Origin of the sequence: Ureibacillus sp. 179-F W5.1 NHS, from assembly GCF_045369345.1 — a bacterium.
GTDB classification, from domain to species: Bacteria; Bacillota; Bacilli; order Bacillales_A; family Planococcaceae; genus Ureibacillus; species Ureibacillus halotolerans.
On record NZ_JBIQFG010000003.1, the window covers coordinates 117,738 to 135,604 of the forward strand.

Genomic DNA, 17,867 nt, shown 5'->3' on the forward strand with positions numbered 1-17,867 from the left:
ATTGATTTATGCAAGTAATATATAAATTATTTTTGGTTCTTTAAAGCTTCAATAAAAGCTTGTTGGTCCTTTGTTAATTCCATTTGTTCTAGTAAGTCAGGACGTCTTTCAAACGTACGTTTTAATGACTGTTCTTGTCGCCATTTTTCAATGTTTGCATGATTACCAGATAATAAAACGTCAGGCACTTTCATCCCTCTAAACTCTGCTGGACGTGTATAGTGAGGGTGTTCAAGTAACCCCGTGGAAAAGGAGTCATGGATATGGGAATCTTCTTGTCCTAAAACGCCAGGCAGTAGTCTTACAACAGCATCAATAACCGTCATCGCAGGTAATTCTCCACCCGTTAAAACAAAATCACCGATGGAAATTTCATCTGTAACAAGATGTTGTCGTATTCGTTCATCATACCCTTCATAATGCCCACATAAGAAAACAAGTTCTTCCTCTTTAGCAAGCTCTTCTGCCTTCTTTTGAGTAAATCGTTCACCTTGAGGGCACATGAGGATAATTCGCGGTTTACGGCCTTCTGTAATCGTCTCTACCGCTTGAAACATTGGTTCCGGTTTTAATACCATCCCCGCTCCTCCACCGTAAGGATAATCATCGACTTGTTTATGTTTATTATTACTAAATTCACGAATATCCGATACGGATAATGTTACAGCTTCTTTTTCTTGAGCTTTTTTCAAAATAGATGAACCGAAAACACCTGTAAACATCTCTGGGAATAAACTTAAAACATGTATATTCATCATAAAAGCCCTTCCATAACGTGAATCGTAATCTTTTTCTCATCTACATCTATTTCTTTTACAATATCCTCAATGTACGGAATATAATGTTTTTTCCCGTTTGGTGCTTTAATCTCCCATACATCATTGGCACCAGTTTGTAAAATATCTGAAACCGTTCCGATTTTTTCTCCCTCTTCAGAGAACACTTCACAGTCCATGATTTCAAAGTAGTAATATTCATTTTCCTCTAATTCGTCATCCGCAAGTTGATCTTTCGTTACTTTTAGAAGACCTTCTTTAAATGGCTCTACAAGATTAATGTTATCGTAACCTTTAAACATTAATAATATAAAGTTTTTATGGCGACGAGAGCTTTCTACCGTAACCCACGTTGGTTTATTTTCATCTTTTTTGAATACCGCCAGTTTACTCCCTGGGGCAAACCGAACTTCTTCAAAATCTGTAGAAGAAAGAACCCGAACTTCACCACGAATTCCATGTGTATTCACGATTCTACCTACATTAAACCATTCCATAGTCATTATTCCACCCTTCAATCCGTTCTACTTCAGAATAACTGTCCCCTAATCCGCTCACATTTCTTACTTAAAGGGAACTGCCAAAACTGAAGTATTTACATGTAGTCGATTATTTTTCTATATTTATATCCTTCACTCTATCGACTTTATCATACTAAAAAGAGTAATAAAAAAGAAGGGATAGCCTAGGCTCCCTCCTATTTTATGTCCAGCTTTGGTGGTTAGCTGTTACGGTCACTTCAGTATGAACTAACCTATGCGAGTCGCATGCTAGAATCAAATCTTCAAGCACCTTCATAGCTCATCAAGCCACCTTCGCTTTTCTTTTAATCCAATATATCGACGTAAGTCTTTTTCTTATGGTGACTGCCTGCAGCTGAATAAACAATTGTACGAATTGCCTTTGCAACACGACCTTGCTTGCCTATGACTTTCCCTCTGTCTTGTGGATGGACAAAAAGTTTATAAACAATTCGACTCGAATTCTCATCCGTCTCAATACGAACTTCCTCCGGATAATCGACTAACGGTTTTACGATTGTTTCAATCAGCTTCTGCATGACGCCACCTCCGATTATTTACTGAATTTTTGGTTGTGGAATTTTTCCATAATACCTTGTTCTGAGAACAGGTTACGTACAGTATCAGATGGTTTTGCTCCATTAGCTAACCATTTAAGAGCTTTCTCTTCATCGATGTTTAATGTAGCTGGTGAAGTAAGTGGGTTGTAAGTACCAACTGTTTCAATTTGACGTCCGTCACGTGGTGAACGAGAGTCAGCTACTACGATACGATAGAAAGGAGATTTTTTAGCTCCCATACGTTTTAAACGAATTTTAACTGCCATTTTTTCTTGCACCTCCGAATAAGTTTCACACAAGATAGTATATTATCAATGTTTCTGTAGTTTGTAAAGTGTTTTTTCTTAACAGTAAAAAAAACCTTCAACTTTTTACTTAAATAATGAATCTAAACCAGGTAATTTCATCTTTTTCTTCCCTTTTCCTTGGGACATTCCTGTCATTTGTTTCATCATTTTTTTCATATCTTCAAATTGCTTCAGTAAACGGTTCACTTCTTGAATCGAAGTACCTGACCCTTGCGCAATCCGTTTTTTACGGCTTGCATTGATAATATCAGGATGTTTTTTCTCTGCAGATGTCATGGAATAAATGATTGCTTCAATTCGTCCCATTTGTTTTTCATCTACTTTAACGTTATCAAGACCTTTAATTTTATTGGCACCTGGTAACATTTTCAAAATTTCATCAAGGGGCCCCATTTTTTTCACTGCTTGAAGCTGCTCAACAAAGTCATCAAAGGTAAAGCTTTGGTTCATGAATTTCTCTTCCAATTCCTTCGCCTTTTCCATATCAACATTTGCTTGTGCTTTTTCAATTAATGAAAGAACGTCACCCATCCCTAATATACGAGAAGCCATTCGTTCTGGATGGAATGGTTCAAGGGCATCCATTTTTTCACCCATACCGACGAATTTAATCGGTTTTTCTGTTACAGCACGAATAGATAGCGCAGCACCACCGCGCGTATCACCATCAAGCTTCGTTAAAACAACGCCTGTAATTCCAATTGTTTCGTTAAAACTTTGGGCTACGTTAACGGCGTCTTGCCCAGTCATCGCATCAACAACTAAAAATACTTCATCAGGCTCTTTTAACGCTTTAATATTTTTCAATTCATCCATTAGTTCTTCATCAATATGCAAACGACCGGCCGTATCGATAATGACAACATCATGGTGTTCCTCTTTTGCTTGCTCTATCGCTTGGCGTGCAATCTCCACAGGGGAAACTTGATCGCCCAAGGCAAATACAGGAATGGAAAGTTGCTTCCCTAATGTTTGAAGTTGTTGTATGGCAGCTGGTCGATAAATATCCGCAGCTACTAATAAAGGTTTACGATTATATTTTTTTCGTAATACGTTCGCTAATTTACCAGTAGTTGTCGTTTTACCGGCACCTTGTAAACCGACCATCATAATAACTGTCGGTGGTTTTGTATTAAATTTAATTGGGCTTTGTTCGCCACCCATTAATGATGTTAACTCATCTTGAACGATTTTAATTACTTGTTGACCTGGCGTTAAGCTTTTCATCACTTCAGTGCCAACTGCACGTTCACTTACTTTTTTAACAAACTCTTTAACAACCTTTAAGTTAACGTCTGCCTCGATCAATGCAAGTCGAACTTCTCGCATCATCGCTTTAACGTCTTGTTCGGTAACGAGACCTTTACCTTTAATCTTTTGGATTGTTCCTTGGAGTCGTTCTGCTAACCCTTCAAATGCCATGTTTAGTTTAGCCTCCTAATCCGTTTCTTTTAGTTGATTAATTAATGTAAGACGATCTTCAACCGTTTTCGTTTCGTCTTTTATTGCAATTGTTAATTGCTCTAAGATTTGCTGACGTTCACCAAATTTTTCAAATAATCTTAGTTTATCTTCATATTCCTCAAGCATCGCCTCTGTACGACGGATATTATCATATACAGCTTGACGGGAAACTTTATAGCTTTCAGCAATTTCACCTAACGAAAGATCATCTAAATAATAAAGTTCCATATAACTTCTTTGTTTATCTGTTAATAATGCTTGATAAAAGTCGAAGAGAAAGTTCATGCGTGTTGTTTTTTCAATAAGCATCAAAATATCTCTCCAATCATAATTTGTCTACTGTATCATATATGTTTTCAAATATACTGTCAAGGAAATTTCCTTGTCCAAAAAGGTTTTCTATGTAGAATTTATTCGCTAGTTTTCTAACGGTAGATGTTGGCGAATACTCGCTTTACGACCATGGAATACAAAATAAACAACGATAGAAAGTAAAATCCAAATTACCGTCAAACTATACACCGAACGATAACTCATTTGCCCTAATAATAACCCATAAATATATGGCCCTACTCCAATTGCCAAATCCATAAAGATGAAAAAGGTTGAAGTTGCCGTCGCTTTCCGGTGTGAATCAGCTTCCTTAATAGCAATAGCTAAATAATTGGATTGAACTGTCCCGTAACCAATTCCGATGAAGACACTAGATAGCAAAATCATCCAACTACTATTTGCTTGACTGAGGACAAAAAAACCGACTACTAATATCGTAAGCATTGGATACGTTAATTTATTTTCCCCTAAACGGTCAAATAACCGTCCAGTAATTGGTCTTGTCAAAACTAATGCAATCGCGTACACAACAAAAAAATATGTTCCTACTGATGCATAACCAATATCGGCTGTATAAAGGGATAAAAAAGAAAGTAAACTCGAGTAACCAAGTGCTAACGTAAAAATACAAAGGGCAATCGGTAATGCTTTTTTCTCAAATACATCATTCCATGTAAAGGTTAATGATACCTTTTGATCCCCTTTTTGTTGTATTGGCGTAGCAACGGTTAAAAATATACCGATTAAATTACAAAAGGCTACTATAACTAAAATCCATATCAACATTTCAAAAGTAGCCGTTCTCATAATGATTATCCCGATAAAAGGTCCAATCGCCATCGCAATGTTCATTGCGGTTGCATAATAGCCCGTTCCTTCTCCACGACGTTCATCCGGCACTACATCGGCCATAATCGCGCCAGCTGCTGTCATTAAAAAGCCAAAGGTAAACCCATGCATTGCTCGAATGATCATGAGGAGGGAAAAGGATGAGGCGAATTGGTGGGCTAAAACCGCTATAAAGAAAAAGATTGCCGAAATAACAAGAATTTTTTTACTCCCAACTACTTCTACGATTTTCCCTGCAAATAAACGTGCAATGAGCGCCGTCAAAACATAAATCCCAACGGCTAATCCCGCTGCTCCTTGACTCATTCCAAAATTGGTAGTCACATGTAGAGTAACAGTAGCTAACAAGCTATAAAACACAATATGTGTAAAAAAATTAATACCCCATATCATAACGAAATTTTTCGTCCATAATTTTGGACGCTTCATATTGTAATCCCCCTTACGTTTCACCCAACATTATACTAAATCTTCTGTCAACAATCAGCATTACTTAAAACAAAATATTTCGGGTAAATATAAAAAGTGTAGATAAAGCAATACAACACTTTATCTACACTCAAGGTAAATTCATTTTTTAATCGTCAATTTTCTCTAATTCTTTTTCTAAACCTTCAGCAAATAACCCGTAAACATAACGTTCTGCATCAAATGGTTGAAGATCATCCATTTTTTCCCCTAGACCAACAAATTTAACTGGGATATGAAGTTTGTTACGAATCGCTAGTACGATACCACCCTTAGCTGTCCCGTCTAGTTTCGTTAATACAATACCCGTTACATTCGTCGCTTCTTTAAATGTTTGGGCTTGAACAAGGGCATTTTGTCCAGTTGTTGCATCAAGGGCTAATAACACTTCATGAGGTGCATTCGGAATTTCTCGGGAAATAACACGATGTACTTTTTCCAGCTCTTTCATTAAATTAACTTTGTTTTGTAAACGTCCCGCTGTATCACAAATTAATACATCCGCTCCACGTTTTCTAGCAGCCCCAATTGCATCATAAATAACTGCAGCTGGATCAGACCCTTCTGATTGTTTAATTACTTCACAACCAACTCGATCTCCCCAAACTTGAAGCTGATCAATAGCACCTGCACGGAATGTATCTCCTGCAGCAAGAATAACCGACTTCCCTTGGGACTTTAAACGATGGGCTAATTTACCAATCGTTGTTGTTTTACCAACACCGTTTACCCCTACAAATAAAATAACGGTTAATTCGCCATCCGGTTGTAAATTTAATTCTGCGATATCTTCCTCTCCTGCTTCGTAAATTTCAACAAGCTTCTCAGAAATAATCGCTTGAATACCTTCTGTATCTTTTATGTTTTTACGTTGTACTTCGAAACGTAATTTATCCATTAATTCCATTACTGTATCGAAGCCAACATCTGCTTGAAGTAATACTTCTTCTAATTCCTCGAAGAAGTCTTCATCTACTTTTCGGTAACGGGCAACTAAATCGTTTACTTTAGATGTAAAAGTATCACGAGTTTTAGAAAGTCCCTGTTTAAATTTTTGTGTAATAGACCATGCTGAAGGTTTTTTCTCAACTACTTCCGCTACAGGCTCGAGTTCATTTTCACGATTCGTATCAGATTGAGCTTTGTTTTCAGCCTCTTCAATTTCCTCGATTACTTCATCTACTATTTCTTCAACCGATTTTATTTGTTCACCCTCTTCAATTAACAGGGATGAATCATCGGATTTAACTTCTACCTCGGAATTTTCCAACTCTTGTTGAACTTTTTCTTCTTCGGTATTTCCAATAAGTTTTTCCTTCAATCGTTTAAAAAAGCTCATTTTCTTCCGCTCCTTTGTCCTACAATACAGCTTCCTCTTCAAGTTTTACTGAAACAAGTTTTGATACACCGGACTCTTGCATCGTAATACCATACAATACATCTGCCCCTTCCATCGTCCCTTTCCGATGGGTTATGACGATAAATTGTGTATCACTACTTAATTTTCGTAAATATTCACTATAACGTTGTACATTTGCCTCATCCAGCGCTGCCTCAACCTCATCGAGGATAACAAATGGAACTGGACGAGTGTTTAAAATAGCGAACAATAACGCAATCGCCGTTAACGCCCTTTCCCCACCGGATAAAAGACTTAAATTTTGAAGTTTTTTCCCTGGTGGTTGTGCAACGATTTCGATTCCAGTTTCAAGTAAATTTTCAGGATCCAATAATACTAGATCTGCTTGTCCACCACCAAAAAGTTCTCGGAATACGTGTCTAAATTGAGTTTGAATCATTGTGAACGACTCTCTAAAACGAATAGACATTTCCTCATCCATTTCTCGAATCGCTTCATGCAATGTCTCTTGAGCTTCTAATAAATCATTACGTTGTTCTGATAAAAACGTATGACGTTCTAAAACTCTTTCATATTCTTCGATGGCTGTTAAATTTACCGGACCTAATTCTTCGATTGATTGCTTTAACAATTTTACTTTTCGACGTACTTGATCAACGTTTTCAAGTTCAATTGCATGTTGCTGAGCTTCTTCAAAATCAAGCTCATACTGTTCTTCCAACAATGTATGTAAACGATTGATTTCAAATTCTACTCTACTTCGTTTTACTTCAACTGCTCGTAAACTTTCTAAGTAACCTTTATGAAGTCTTTGCAGCTCTTTTAGTTGTTCTTCTAGTCGAGATAAAGTTTGTTGATGCCCTAAACGTAATCCACGATTTTTTTGGATTTCTTTTGTTAACAAATCCTTTTTAATCGACCATTGTTGAACAGTTGCTTCTATTTCCTCTTCAGAAGGACCGTTTACCTCGTCGTTTTGAATCCATTGAATTTCTTGCGTAATGGAAGTTACTTGTTCCTTCGCTTTAGAACGTTGCAGGGCGAGTTCAGCAGTCGCAATTTGAAGCTGACTTAACTGTTCTTGAACAACGGCAAGTTCAGAACGTTTTTGGGCCGACGTTTCTCGAAGAACATCCTTTTCTGTTTCCACTTGAGATTTTAACTGGGTAAGTTGATCAACGGTTTGATTCACTTCCTCCAGTTCCGTTTTCAGCTGTTCAAGCCGCTCCATCGCCTCTTCTTTTTGTTGTAGAAGTGTCGATTTTCTAGTCGTCATAGAAGTTTGTTCTGAAGAAGCAACATTTACTGTTGCCTTCAATGATCTTTCTTCCACTTCAATTGCGTGTAACTTTGCCTTTTGCTCGATTTCCTCGCTACGTAGGGCATCACCTTCCAGCTTCAATTCTTCTAATTTTTCCCGTAAAACCGTTAACGTCTCTTTTTCAACTGAAACAGATTTTTCTGCTTGCATAATGGAATTTTCCATTTGTTCAAGCTTCACTGTTAATTGATCAAGTTCAGCTTTTCGGGTAAACAATGAAGATTGCTGCTTGGAAGCACCACCAGTTAACGAACCACCAGCATTGACAATATCCCCATCAAGGGTTACAACTCTATATCTAAAGCCACAACTTCTTGCAATTTGACTAGCCCCTTCTAGATTCGAGGCGACAATTACATTTCCAAGTAGATTTTCTACAATGGAGCGATTAGATTCATCGAACTCGACTAGTTCATAAGCAAGACTGACGAAGGATGGATGATCAAGTGCTGATGCATATTGCGTATGCTGAAGTTTACGGGATTTCATTACCGTTTTCGGTAAAAAAGTTGCCCTTCCTGCTCGTTTTGCTTTTAACCAACCGATCGCTTTTTGAGCATGTTGCTCCGTTTCTGTGACGATATGTTGGGATGCTGCTCCTAAAGCTGTTTCAATCGCTTTTGAATATTTTGCGTCAACATGAACTAATTCTGCTACAGCACCTTCAATACCGCTTAGTTCTCCCCGTTCACGGGCTAACAAAATTTCCTTAACCCCTTGGAAGAAACCAGAAAAGTCTGCTTCAAGCTCTGCTAATGTTTCTTTTCTTGCTTTTAACTGTTGCTGATGTTGATAAGCTTGATATAACAATTGTTGCTTTTCTTCAAAGGATGATGAAGTGCTCTTCAATTTTTGTTGCATTACTTCATATTGTTCAAGCTTTTCTTTCAGTTTGTGCTCTAAATTTTGAACGATGGATTGAAGCTCCTGTCTTTGGGCAGTTACTTGTTCTAGTTTTTTAGCCATTTCTGCAGAACGATCATTCATCCGTTCAGCTGTTTCCAGCTGTTGTGTTAATTGCTGTTCAATATGCTTTAATTCATTTTTAACTGTAGCTTCTTCATTCAATAAATCAATGTATTTATCCTTTGATTGTTCAATTTCTTTTTCAATTTCTACTGCAGAAGAATTTAGCGTTAACTCTAATTGCTTAATTTCACTTTTTAGCTTTTGGACTTCCTTTTGCTTTTCAGCAAATTGTAATTTTTTCTCTTCTTCACTTACTGCTAATTCTTTCTCTTCGTTTTTAGCTTGTTGTAATGCTTGTTCCAATTGGGATAGTTGTTTTAATACATTGGATCGCTTTTCCTTTGTGAGGGCTTTCCGACCTTCCCAACGTTCTACCTCTGAGCTAGCTTCCACTAGTTGTTCTTGGGCACTGTCTAAAACTGTATCGATATCTTTTAATTTTCCACGGATATCATCAATCTGCCCTTCGTAATTAGCAATTTCTAAAGCATGTTGTTGTTCCGTCGATTGTAATTGTTTATGTTCTTCATTGATTTGCTCTAAATCTTTCCCATTATTCAATAAATCGTGGACCGTTAAAGCTATGTCGGACTCCCTTAATTCTTCCGTCATCCGTACATAGTCATTGGCAGCAGATGCTTGCATTTGTAATGGTTCAAGACGACCATCTAATTCATGGAGAATATCTAATACCCGATGTAAGTTTTCATCGGTTTCCACTAATTTATGTTCTGCTTTTTTCTTACGAATTTTATATTTTAAAACTCCTGCTGCTTCTTCAAAAATCGTTCTTCGATCATCTGGTCGGCTATTTAATATTTCATCGACTCGTCCTTGAGAAATAATCGAAAATGCTTCTTTCCCAAGTCCCGAATCCATAAACAAGTCCGTAATATCCTTCAGGCGACATTGCTGATTGTTCAGCAAATATTCGCTATCACCTGAACGATACACACGTCTCGTTACACTAATTTCCGAATATGGTGTTGCTACTTGCTCATCTTCATTATTTAATACAAGGGTTACTTCAGCAAAATTGAGTGGTTTCCTTGATTGACTACCTGCAAAGATAACATCTTCCATTTTCGCACCACGTAAACTTTTTGCCGATTGTTCTCCTAATACCCATCGAATGGCATCGGTTACATTACTTTTGCCACTTCCATTCGGACCAACAACCGCTGTAACACCTGGTACGAAATCAATACCAATACGATCAGCAAACGATTTAAAGCCTATTACTTCAAGTCGTTTAAGGAACATACTACTCCTCCTTAAAACTAGACTGATTTAATGCAACCATCGCATTTTGCGCCGCTTGTTGTTCAGCCTCTTTCTTCGATTTCCCACGTCCTATTCCTAGTTCTTTGTCGTTTAATAAAACGCGCGAAACAAAGGTACGGTTATGTGCTGGTCCTTTTTCATCGACAATTTCATAATGCAATACACCATTGTTTGATTGTTGAACCATTTCTTGCAATTGACTTTTGAAATCCATCACATGCGAAAAAGCACCGACTTCTACTTTTGGGAACACGATTCGTTCTAAAAATGCTACAACGATTTCTAACCCTTGATCTAAATAAAGAGCACCAATGAAGGATTCAAAAACATCCGCTAAAAGGGCAGGACGTTCACGACCACCTGTAAGCTCTTCCCCTTTCCCTAAAAGAACATATTTACCGAAATTTAATTCGTTGGCAAAAATAACAAGGGACGGCTCACATACGATCGATGCCCGTAATTTTGTTAACTCTCCCTCACTCATATGGGGATATCGCTCAAAAAGGTATTTAGATACAGAAAGTTCAAGAACAGCGTCTCCTAAAAATTCTAGTCTTTCGTTGTCTGTAAATAATTTGCGACGATGCTCATTCACATAAGATGAATGGATAAATGCTTGATAAAGTAAACTTTTGTTTCGAAAATAAATATTTAATTCCTCTTGTAAATATTCAAATTGATGTCTTACCTTTTCAGGTAATACCCCAACTTTTTGATGATTCCCTTTTTTTCTTATTGTCATGAACAATCTGCCTTCCTAATAGATTCTACCGTTTAGTTTACCTTGTTCAGTGATAGAAATTCAACTTTTCTTTGTATAATCAGTAAACTAATATAAAAAGAGGCACAAATTAACGCTTTACTTAGAATGCGAAATGTGTGCCTCTTTAAATTTTTAGCTTATTTTACTTTCAATGTAACTGATAGCATCGCCAACAGTTCCAATTTTTTCAGCATCATCATCTGAAATTTCCATATCAAACTCATCTTCAAGTTCCATTACTAATTCAACAACGTCTAATGAGTCTGCACCTAAATCCTCACGGAAAGAAGCTTCTAATTTCACTTCGCTTTCGTCAACGCCTAAACGGTCAACGACTACTTTTGTAACACGTTCTAATACTGTAGCCAAGTCGGTCACCTCCCCTCAAATAGTATATTCGAAATAGCTAATTTATCGCAAATGGATAAATTCGATATTTTCGTTATACAAATTTAAAAGTTTATATGAAGTTATTCATACAATCAACAATAAATTGTAAAGAAGTAAACTATTAATTACTTTCGTATTAATAATATTTTACTAACTTCAGTTTTTTATTACATATACATTCCACCGTCAATATGAAGAGTTTGACCTGTCATATAACTTGCATCATTAGAAGCTAAGAATACAACCGCCTTCGCGATGTCTTCTGGTTGTCCTAATTTAGCTAATGGAATTTGATTTAACATTGAGCTTTTAATGTCTTCTGGCAATTCATCAGTCATTTCCGTTGTAATAAAGCCTGGAGCAATGGCGTTTACTAAAATGTTACGGGATGCTAATTCTCTCGCCGTTGTTTTTGTTAACCCGATAACACCAGCTTTTGCAGCAACGTAGTTTGCTTGACCGGCATTACCCATTACACCTACGATGGATGAAATATTAATGATACGACCTGAGCGTTGTTTCATCATTTGACGAGTAACAGCTTTTGTACAAAGGAATACGCCTTTTAAGTTCGTATTCATTACTTCATCCCACTCTTCTTCTTTCATACGCATAAGTAGGTTATCTCTCGTTATACCAGCGTTATTTACTAAAACGTCAATGGAACCAAATTGTTCAATTGCAGCCGACATTAAATTTTGTACAGACTCAGTATCTGAAACATTCGCTTGTACTGCAATAGCTTTTGTACCAAGTTGTTCGATTTCATTTACTACTTCCTGTGCTTTTTGTTCACTTCCACTATAGTTTACAACTACATTCGCACCTTCAGAAGCAAGTTGCAATGCGATTGCACGTCCAATTCCACGGGAAGCACCTGTTACTACTGCCGTTTTTCCTACTAGTTTACCCAATTAGCTCTCCTCCAATAGCTTCCACTACTTCGTTAAAAGAAGCTTCATCATAAACACAATATGTTTTAACTGAGCGATTTATTTTTTTCACTAAACCTGATAATACTTTACCTGGTCCACATTCGATAAAAATAGAAACTCCTTGTTCAATCATATATTTAACGGAATTTTCCCACTGTACCGGAGAATATACTTGTTCAACTAATTCATGTTGGATTGAAGAAACATCTTTCAACTCTTGTGCCCATACATTTCCTACAACAGGGATTTGAGGGTCAGTTAGTTGAACATTTTTTAATTCTTCTCCTAATTTTTCGGAAGCACCGCGCATCAACTCTGAATGGAATGGACCACTTACTACTAATGGAATAGCACGTTTTGCACCAGCTTCTTTTGCTGCTACACAAGCTTTTTCCACCCCATCTTTAGTGCCAGAAATTACAATTTGACCAGGACAATTTAAATTAGCAAGCTGTACTGGATTACCTTCGCTAGTAATTTTGTCGCAAACTTCCTTTAAAGGTTCTGCCGCTAAACCTAAAATCGCCGCCATCGCACCTTGACCAGCAGGAACTGCTTCATTCATATATAGTCCACGTTTATGAACGATTTGAACAGCGTCTTCAAAGGAAATGGCTCCAGAAATCACTAATGATCCATATTCACCTAGAGAGTGACCAGCTGTGTAATCTGGTTGAATACCTGCATCCATTAATTTTTTTGCAACCATCACACCAGTTGTTAATAAAGCTGGTTGTGCGTTATAAGTCAATGTTAATTCCTCTACCGGACCATTTAACATTAATTTGGATAACTCAAATTGTAAAACTTTATCTGCTTGATCGTAATACGCTTTACTCTCTTCACTATTTTGAACAAACTCCTGTCCCATCCCTACTTGTTGAGAGCCTTGTCCTGGAAAAATAAAAGCTATTTTCGTCATGTTAATCCCCTTTTCTAACATCCCTTTTGTTATTACTTTTGGCTTTCCGCAATTGTCTCTTTAATAACTTCCGTAACATGGTGTTCCACCATAATTGAAGCTTGACGAATAGCGCTATAGATTGCCCTTGCATCGGAAGAACCGTGGGCTTTAATGACTGGTGCTTGTAACCCAAAGAGCGCTGCGCCGCCATACTCTGAATAATCTAATTTACCTTTTAAGTTTTTCAATTCATTTTTCATGAGCAATGCACTGATTTTCGTTTTTCCTGAAGACATGAATGCTTCTTTTAACATCGTCATCATTGCACCAGCTGTACCTTCGATGGATTTTAAAACCATATTCCCTGTGAAACCATCTGTTACAACGACATCGGCCACATTATTTAATAAATCACGCGCTTCCACATTGCCGATAAAATGAATGTTGGATTCTTTTAATAAAGTGAACGCTTGTTTCGTTAAGTCATTCCCCTTTTTATCTTCTGTTCCGATATTTAATAATCCTACTCGAGGATTGTCGATACCTCTTACTTTTTTTGCATAAACATAGCCCATAATGGCGTATTGTAAAATATTTTCTGGTTTTGCATCGGCGTTTGCACCTAAATCTAGCATTAAAAATCCTTGGCCATCAATTGTCGGTAAAGTTGTCGCTAATGCCGGACGAGCTACCCCTTCAATACGACCGACTTTAAATAAGCCACCTGCCATTAAAGCACCGGTATTGCCTGCCGATAAACAAGCGTCCGCACGTTTCTCAGTGACCGCTTCTAAAATTTTCGCCATAGAAGAATCCTTTTTACGACGTACAGCCCGAGCTGGGTCATCATCTCCTTCGACAACTTCTTCACAGTGGATTACTTGTAAACGCTCATGTTGTTTTAAATACGGTTGCAACTCTTGTTGTTTCCCGTATAGTTGAATTTCAATATTTGGAAAGTCTTCTAATGCTAACAATACACCTTCAACGATTGACTTCGGTGCATGATCGCCACCCATACCATCAATTGCTATTTTCATTTTGGTCACCTAAACCTTTCGTGCGATACATCTCAAATTCACCTTTAAAAACAGTTTCATTATTTACAGTTGATACAACATCTATATATGTACGATTTTTTTGATCGTCTTGGCCGCGTACTGTTGCTTTCGTTATCACACGGTCACCTGCTTTCACAGGTTTTACAAAGATGACATTTGATTTTACAGTCAATGCCAGTTCATCATTAATTACCGCAACCGCTAACGAGTTTGCTTGTGCAAATAAATGATGTCCCCTCGCAATGCCATTACGTTGGAAAACATGCTCCTCTTTCACATCAAAAATAGATAGGGCACGTTGATCTAATTCAATATCAATAATTTCTCCAATTACTTCATCAATTGGTAGAGCCTTTACTTCGTTCTCATAATTTTTAGCAGCTACGTCTTTTATACGTTCACGCAATTCAGGAATAGAAAGTTCCATCCTATCTAGACGTATGGTTTGAACGCTGACTCCAAACTCGGAAGCTAACTGTTCATCGGTGACGAATGGGTTCTGTTCAATTGTTTCCGTTAGTAGTCGTTGACGTTCTTTTTTTGTTCGCTTCAATCCCTCGTCACCTACTTCTAATTTTTTTAGCACTTGGTACTAATACCAGTATACATTTCAAAAAAAAAGAACGCAACAAAAAATGTTACGTTCATAAAAAAGCATTTATTTAGTCAATTCGTTCTCCCGTTAAAACTCCGGATTCCTCTAACATTTCTCGCAAATAACGATATTCCGCATCTTGCCAAAACTGCTCATCATAAATAAGCTTTGCAGCATCCTGTCTTGCTACTTCTAACGTTCGATAATCATGGACTAAATCAGCCATTTTAAAATCTGGCAACCCACTCTGTTTCTTTCCAAAGAAATCTCCTGGTCCCCGCAATTCCAAGTCCTTTTCAGCAAGTTTAAAACCATCGTTTGTTTGGGTCATGGACAACATTCGCTCTTTCCCTTCATCTGTTTTCGGGTCTGCGAGCAAAATACAATAGGACTGATGCTGGCCACGCCCAACCCGGCCACGTAATTGATGAAGCTGAGACAATCCAAATCGATCGGCATCATAAATAGCCATAAAAGTAGCGTTTGGAACATTTACCCCTACTTCCACGACGGTTGTAGAAACAAGTACATCGATCTTACCTTCTGTAAATGCTCGCATCACTTCATCCTTTTCTTCTGAAAGAAGTCTGCCGTGCATTAAACCTACATTATAGCGACCATTAAAAATCGTTGCCAATTGTTCATATACTTCCACTGCATTTTGAACGTCCAATTTCTCCGATTCTTCAATAAGGGGACAGATTACATAGGCTTGTCTTCCCTGTCGTATTTCTAATTCCATTTTTGAAATGACAGCATTTAATTGTTCTTTCTTCAACCAATGGGTCTCGATTTCTTTACGTCCAGCTGGTAATTCATCGATTATCGAAACGTCCATTTCACCGAATGCAGTAATTGCTAACGTTCTTGGGATTGGAGTTGCAGTCATAAAAAGTACGTCGGGATTCATCCCTTTGTCTCTAAGAATTCTACGCTGTTCTACTCCGAACCGATGTTGCTCATCGGTAATGACAAATCCAAGATTAGAAAAAATAACATCCGGTTGTATTAACGCATGGGTCCCTATTAAAATATTAATTTCTCCATTTTGTAATTGTTCTAATAAAAGCCGTCTTTCTTTCGTTTTAGTAGAACCTGAAAGCAGTGCAATTTTCACCCCAATCGGTTCAAACAACGATTGTAAAGACTTAGCATGTTGTTCAGCTAAAATTTCTGTAGGTGCCATTAAAGCTCCTTGATAGCCCGCTGTAACGGCAGCATAAAGACAAATGGCAGCAACAATCGTCTTACCAGAACCAACATCCCCTTGTAATAGACGATTCATACGATGGGGCTCTTTTAAATCTTTACAAATTTCATTTACGACTCTTTTTTGAGCATTCGTAAGCTCAAATGGAATCCTTTGTATAAATTGACGCACTTTTTGTAAATCATAGGCAATGGCAATGCCCTTTTCATTTTCTTTCCTTGCCTTACGCAAAGATTGAATACGTAATTGGAAATGCAACAGTTCCTCATATACAAAACGTCTTCTAGCCTGTTTCGCCTGGTTTGCATCTTTCGGGAAATGAACTCCTTCCAAAGCATCTAAAATCGGGAGCAACTGATATTGCTCCAAAAGATGCTTCGGAAGTGTTTCATCCATGTCGCCACCGATTACATCTAACGCTTGTCGCATATATTTACGAAACTTATTTTGGTGAATGGATCCCTTTAAACTGTATACCGGTTCAAAATCTGCATTATCGGTTTTCGGGCCAAATTTGATGGATGTACCATTGATGACCTGTCTTCCTCTATCCCATTTCCCTGATACGGTTACGATTGTACCTGGCGTTAATTTTGTTTTTAAATAATTTTGATTAAAAAAAACAACTTTTACGAGATGTCTTCCTGCTAAAACGGTTACTTGAATTCGTGACTTATTTTTCCCTAAATAAAGGACAGAAGGGACACTTTCTACCCTTGCTTCAATGGTTACTTTCTCATTGTGAGGTGTTGTAGCCAAATCCTTCAAACGATAATCTTCATGTCGATATGGAAATGTCCAAATTAAATCTTCTATCGTATAAATTCCCATATCACCGAGGTGATCAGCCGTTTCTTTCCCAATTCCTTTTAAAGCTATAACCGGATCAGTAATACTAGTCAACTTTTACCGCGCTCCCAAAGATTTTCGCAGCAAGAGCCTGACCAGTAGGCGTTGCAGCTAAACCACCACGGGCTGTTTCTTTTAAGCTCGGGTGCATCGTTTGACCGATTCTAAACATCGCTCCAATTACTTCATCACAAGGAATCCGACTTGTTATCCCAGCAAGTGCCATATCAGCGGCAACCATTGCGTTGGCAGCACCCATCGCATTACGTTTTACACACGGCACTTCAACGAGTCCTGCAACGGGGTCACAAACTAATCCAAGCATGTTTTTCAACGTAATAGCAAAGGCTTCTGCACTTTGAGCTGGTGTTCCACCCGCCATTTCTACAATAGCAGCAGCTGCCATCCCTGCAGCAGAACCGACTTCAGCTTGGCAGCCTCCAGCTGCACCAGAAATAAAAGCGTTGTTCGCTACAACAAATCCAAAAGCACCAGAAGTAAATAAAAAGCGAATCATTTGCTCTCTGCTAGGATTCAATTTATTTTTCACGGCAAATAGAGTTCCCGGAACAACTCCAGCTGATCCCGCAGTTGGTGTTGCACAAATTGTTCCCATAGCAGCATTGACTTCATTTGTGGCAACCGCTTTACTTACTGCATCTAACAGTAAGTCTCCAGATAAACTTTTACCTGATGATATATATTTTTGTAGTAATACAGCATCTCCACCTGTTAAACCAGATACGGATTGAACACCATTTAACCCCCGTTCAACCGCCTGCTCCATTACAACTAAGTTTTTATCCATTTGTTCAAAAATGGCTTCCCTTGAACGTCCACTCATGTTCATTTCTTGTTCAATCATAATATCAGAGATGAGCTTATTTTCTTTATCCGCAAGTTCAACCAATTCTCGTACGTTTCGAAATAATACGTCCATCTAGCTC

The 17,867-nt window shown here is 37.8% G+C and carries 17 protein-coding genes; all 17 read right to left on the bottom strand.

Translation table 11 applies throughout. The features are described from left to right. Positions 1 to 26 precede the first annotated feature (26 nt). On the bottom strand, positions 27 to 755 hold the full coding sequence (trmD, locus tag ACH0B5_RS02940) for a tRNA (guanosine(37)-N1)-methyltransferase TrmD (RefSeq protein ID WP_122970498.1): 729 nt from the start codon (positions 753 to 755) through the stop codon (positions 27 to 29). Continuing rightward, positions 755 to 1,273, bottom strand: coding sequence for a ribosome maturation factor RimM (gene rimM, locus ACH0B5_RS02945; RefSeq protein ID WP_122970335.1), 519 nt, complete (start codon positions 1,271 to 1,273; stop codon positions 755 to 757). Before rimM ends, trmD begins: the two co-directional genes overlap by 1 nt. 329 nt (positions 1,274 to 1,602) lie before the next feature. Beyond that, positions 1,603 to 1,836, bottom strand: a complete 234-nt coding sequence (locus tag ACH0B5_RS02950) for a KH domain-containing protein (protein WP_122970334.1) — start codon at positions 1,834 to 1,836, stop codon at positions 1,603 to 1,605. Positions 1,837 to 1,850: 14 nt separating this feature from the next. Then, entirely contained in the window at positions 1,851 to 2,123 is a 273-nt protein-coding gene (gene rpsP / locus ACH0B5_RS02955; protein ID WP_122970333.1) for a 30S ribosomal protein S16, read from the bottom strand. A gap of 105 nt (positions 2,124 to 2,228) precedes the next feature. Further along, the gene (gene ffh, locus ACH0B5_RS02960; RefSeq protein WP_122970332.1) at positions 2,229 to 3,587 is read right to left on the bottom strand and encodes a signal recognition particle protein; all 1,359 of its coding nucleotides are present in this window, start codon (positions 3,585 to 3,587) and stop codon (positions 2,229 to 2,231) included. A gap of 15 nt (positions 3,588 to 3,602) precedes the next feature. Further along, positions 3,603 to 3,938: a putative DNA-binding protein gene (locus ACH0B5_RS02965; protein WP_122970331.1), complete on the bottom strand. Its 336-nt coding sequence runs from the start codon at positions 3,936 to 3,938 to the stop codon at positions 3,603 to 3,605. Between the two features lie 108 nt (positions 3,939 to 4,046). Then, positions 4,047 to 5,240: an MFS transporter gene (locus tag ACH0B5_RS02970; protein WP_122970330.1), complete on the bottom strand. Its 1,194-nt coding sequence runs from the start codon at positions 5,238 to 5,240 to the stop codon at positions 4,047 to 4,049. Between the two features lie 148 nt (positions 5,241 to 5,388). Next, positions 5,389 to 6,618 carry a signal recognition particle-docking protein FtsY gene (gene ftsY, locus ACH0B5_RS02975; RefSeq protein WP_122970329.1) on the bottom strand — a complete coding sequence of 410 codons (1,230 nt, stop codon included), beginning with the start codon at positions 6,616 to 6,618 and terminating at the stop codon, positions 5,389 to 5,391. 19 nt (positions 6,619 to 6,637) lie between these two features. After that, entirely contained in the window at positions 6,638 to 10,192 is a 3,555-nt protein-coding gene (gene smc, locus ACH0B5_RS02980) for a chromosome segregation protein SMC (RefSeq protein ID WP_122970328.1), read from the bottom strand. A 1-nt stretch (position 10,193) separates the two neighbouring features. Beyond that, positions 10,194 to 10,955 (bottom strand): ribonuclease III, encoded by a 762-nt coding sequence (gene rnc, locus ACH0B5_RS02985; protein ID WP_122970327.1) that lies wholly within the window; start codon positions 10,953 to 10,955, stop codon positions 10,194 to 10,196. Between the two features lie 153 nt (positions 10,956 to 11,108). Beyond that, on the bottom strand, positions 11,109 to 11,345 hold the full coding sequence (gene acpP / locus ACH0B5_RS02990) for an acyl carrier protein (protein ID WP_122970326.1): 237 nt from the start codon (positions 11,343 to 11,345) through the stop codon (positions 11,109 to 11,111). Positions 11,346 to 11,533: 188 nt separating this feature from the next. Then, the gene (fabG, locus tag ACH0B5_RS02995; RefSeq protein WP_122970325.1) at positions 11,534 to 12,280 is read right to left on the bottom strand and encodes a 3-oxoacyl-[acyl-carrier-protein] reductase; all 747 of its coding nucleotides are present in this window, start codon (positions 12,278 to 12,280) and stop codon (positions 11,534 to 11,536) included. Then, positions 12,273 to 13,223, bottom strand: coding sequence for an ACP S-malonyltransferase (gene fabD / locus ACH0B5_RS03000; protein WP_406927369.1), 951 nt, complete (start codon positions 13,221 to 13,223; stop codon positions 12,273 to 12,275). The genes fabG and fabD overlap by 8 nt, the downstream gene beginning before the upstream one ends. Before the next feature lie 32 nt (positions 13,224 to 13,255). Next, on the bottom strand, positions 13,256 to 14,245 hold the full coding sequence (gene plsX / locus ACH0B5_RS03005) for a phosphate acyltransferase PlsX (RefSeq protein ID WP_122970323.1): 990 nt from the start codon (positions 14,243 to 14,245) through the stop codon (positions 13,256 to 13,258). Further along, positions 14,229 to 14,819: a transcription factor FapR gene (fapR, locus tag ACH0B5_RS03010; RefSeq protein ID WP_122970322.1), complete on the bottom strand. Its 591-nt coding sequence runs from the start codon at positions 14,817 to 14,819 to the stop codon at positions 14,229 to 14,231. Before fapR ends, plsX begins: the two co-directional genes overlap by 17 nt. Positions 14,820 to 14,928: 109 nt before the next feature. Then, the gene (recG, locus tag ACH0B5_RS03015; RefSeq protein ID WP_122970321.1) at positions 14,929 to 16,974 is read right to left on the bottom strand and encodes an ATP-dependent DNA helicase RecG; all 2,046 of its coding nucleotides are present in this window, start codon (positions 16,972 to 16,974) and stop codon (positions 14,929 to 14,931) included. After that, complete coding sequence (sdaAA, locus tag ACH0B5_RS03020) at positions 16,967 to 17,860, bottom strand: L-serine ammonia-lyase, iron-sulfur-dependent, subunit alpha (protein ID WP_122970320.1); 894 nt, start codon at positions 17,858 to 17,860, stop codon at positions 16,967 to 16,969. Before sdaAA ends, recG begins: the two co-directional genes overlap by 8 nt. Between the last annotated feature and the right edge of the window lie 7 nt (positions 17,861 to 17,867).

Bases quoted from the DNA above. Each gene is read 5' to 3' on its own strand.
- smc (WP_122970328.1), bottom strand. From the start codon at position 10,192: ATGTTCCTTAAACGACTTGAAGTAATAGGCTTTAAATCGTTTGCTGAT.
- rimM (WP_122970335.1), bottom strand. From the start codon at position 1,273: ATGGAATGGTTTAATGTAGGTAGAATCGTGAATACACATGGAATTCGT.
- ffh (WP_122970332.1), bottom strand. From the start codon at position 3,587: ATGGCATTTGAAGGGTTAGCAGAACGACTCCAAGGAACAATCCAAAAG.
- ACH0B5_RS02970 (WP_122970330.1), bottom strand. From the start codon at position 5,240: ATGAAGCGTCCAAAATTATGGACGAAAAATTTCGTTATGATATGGGGT.
- sdaAA (WP_122970320.1), bottom strand. From the start codon at position 17,860: ATGGACGTATTATTTCGAAACGTACGAGAATTGGTTGAACTTGCGGAT.
- trmD (WP_122970498.1), bottom strand. From the start codon at position 755: ATGAATATACATGTTTTAAGTTTATTCCCAGAGATGTTTACAGGTGTT.
- plsX (WP_122970323.1), bottom strand. From the start codon at position 14,245: ATGAAAATAGCAATTGATGGTATGGGTGGCGATCATGCACCGAAGTCA.
- fabD (WP_406927369.1), bottom strand. From the start codon at position 13,223: ATGACGAAAATAGCTTTTATTTTTCCAGGACAAGGCTCTCAACAAGTA.
- rnc (WP_122970327.1), bottom strand. From the start codon at position 10,955: ATGACAATAAGAAAAAAAGGGAATCATCAAAAAGTTGGGGTATTACCT.
- ftsY (WP_122970329.1), bottom strand. From the start codon at position 6,618: ATGAGCTTTTTTAAACGATTGAAGGAAAAACTTATTGGAAATACCGAA.
- ACH0B5_RS02965 (WP_122970331.1), bottom strand. From the start codon at position 3,938: ATGCTTATTGAAAAAACAACACGCATGAACTTTCTCTTCGACTTTTAT.
- rpsP (WP_122970333.1), bottom strand. From the start codon at position 2,123: ATGGCAGTTAAAATTCGTTTAAAACGTATGGGAGCTAAAAAATCTCCT.
- ACH0B5_RS02950 (WP_122970334.1), bottom strand. From the start codon at position 1,836: ATGCAGAAGCTGATTGAAACAATCGTAAAACCGTTAGTCGATTATCCG.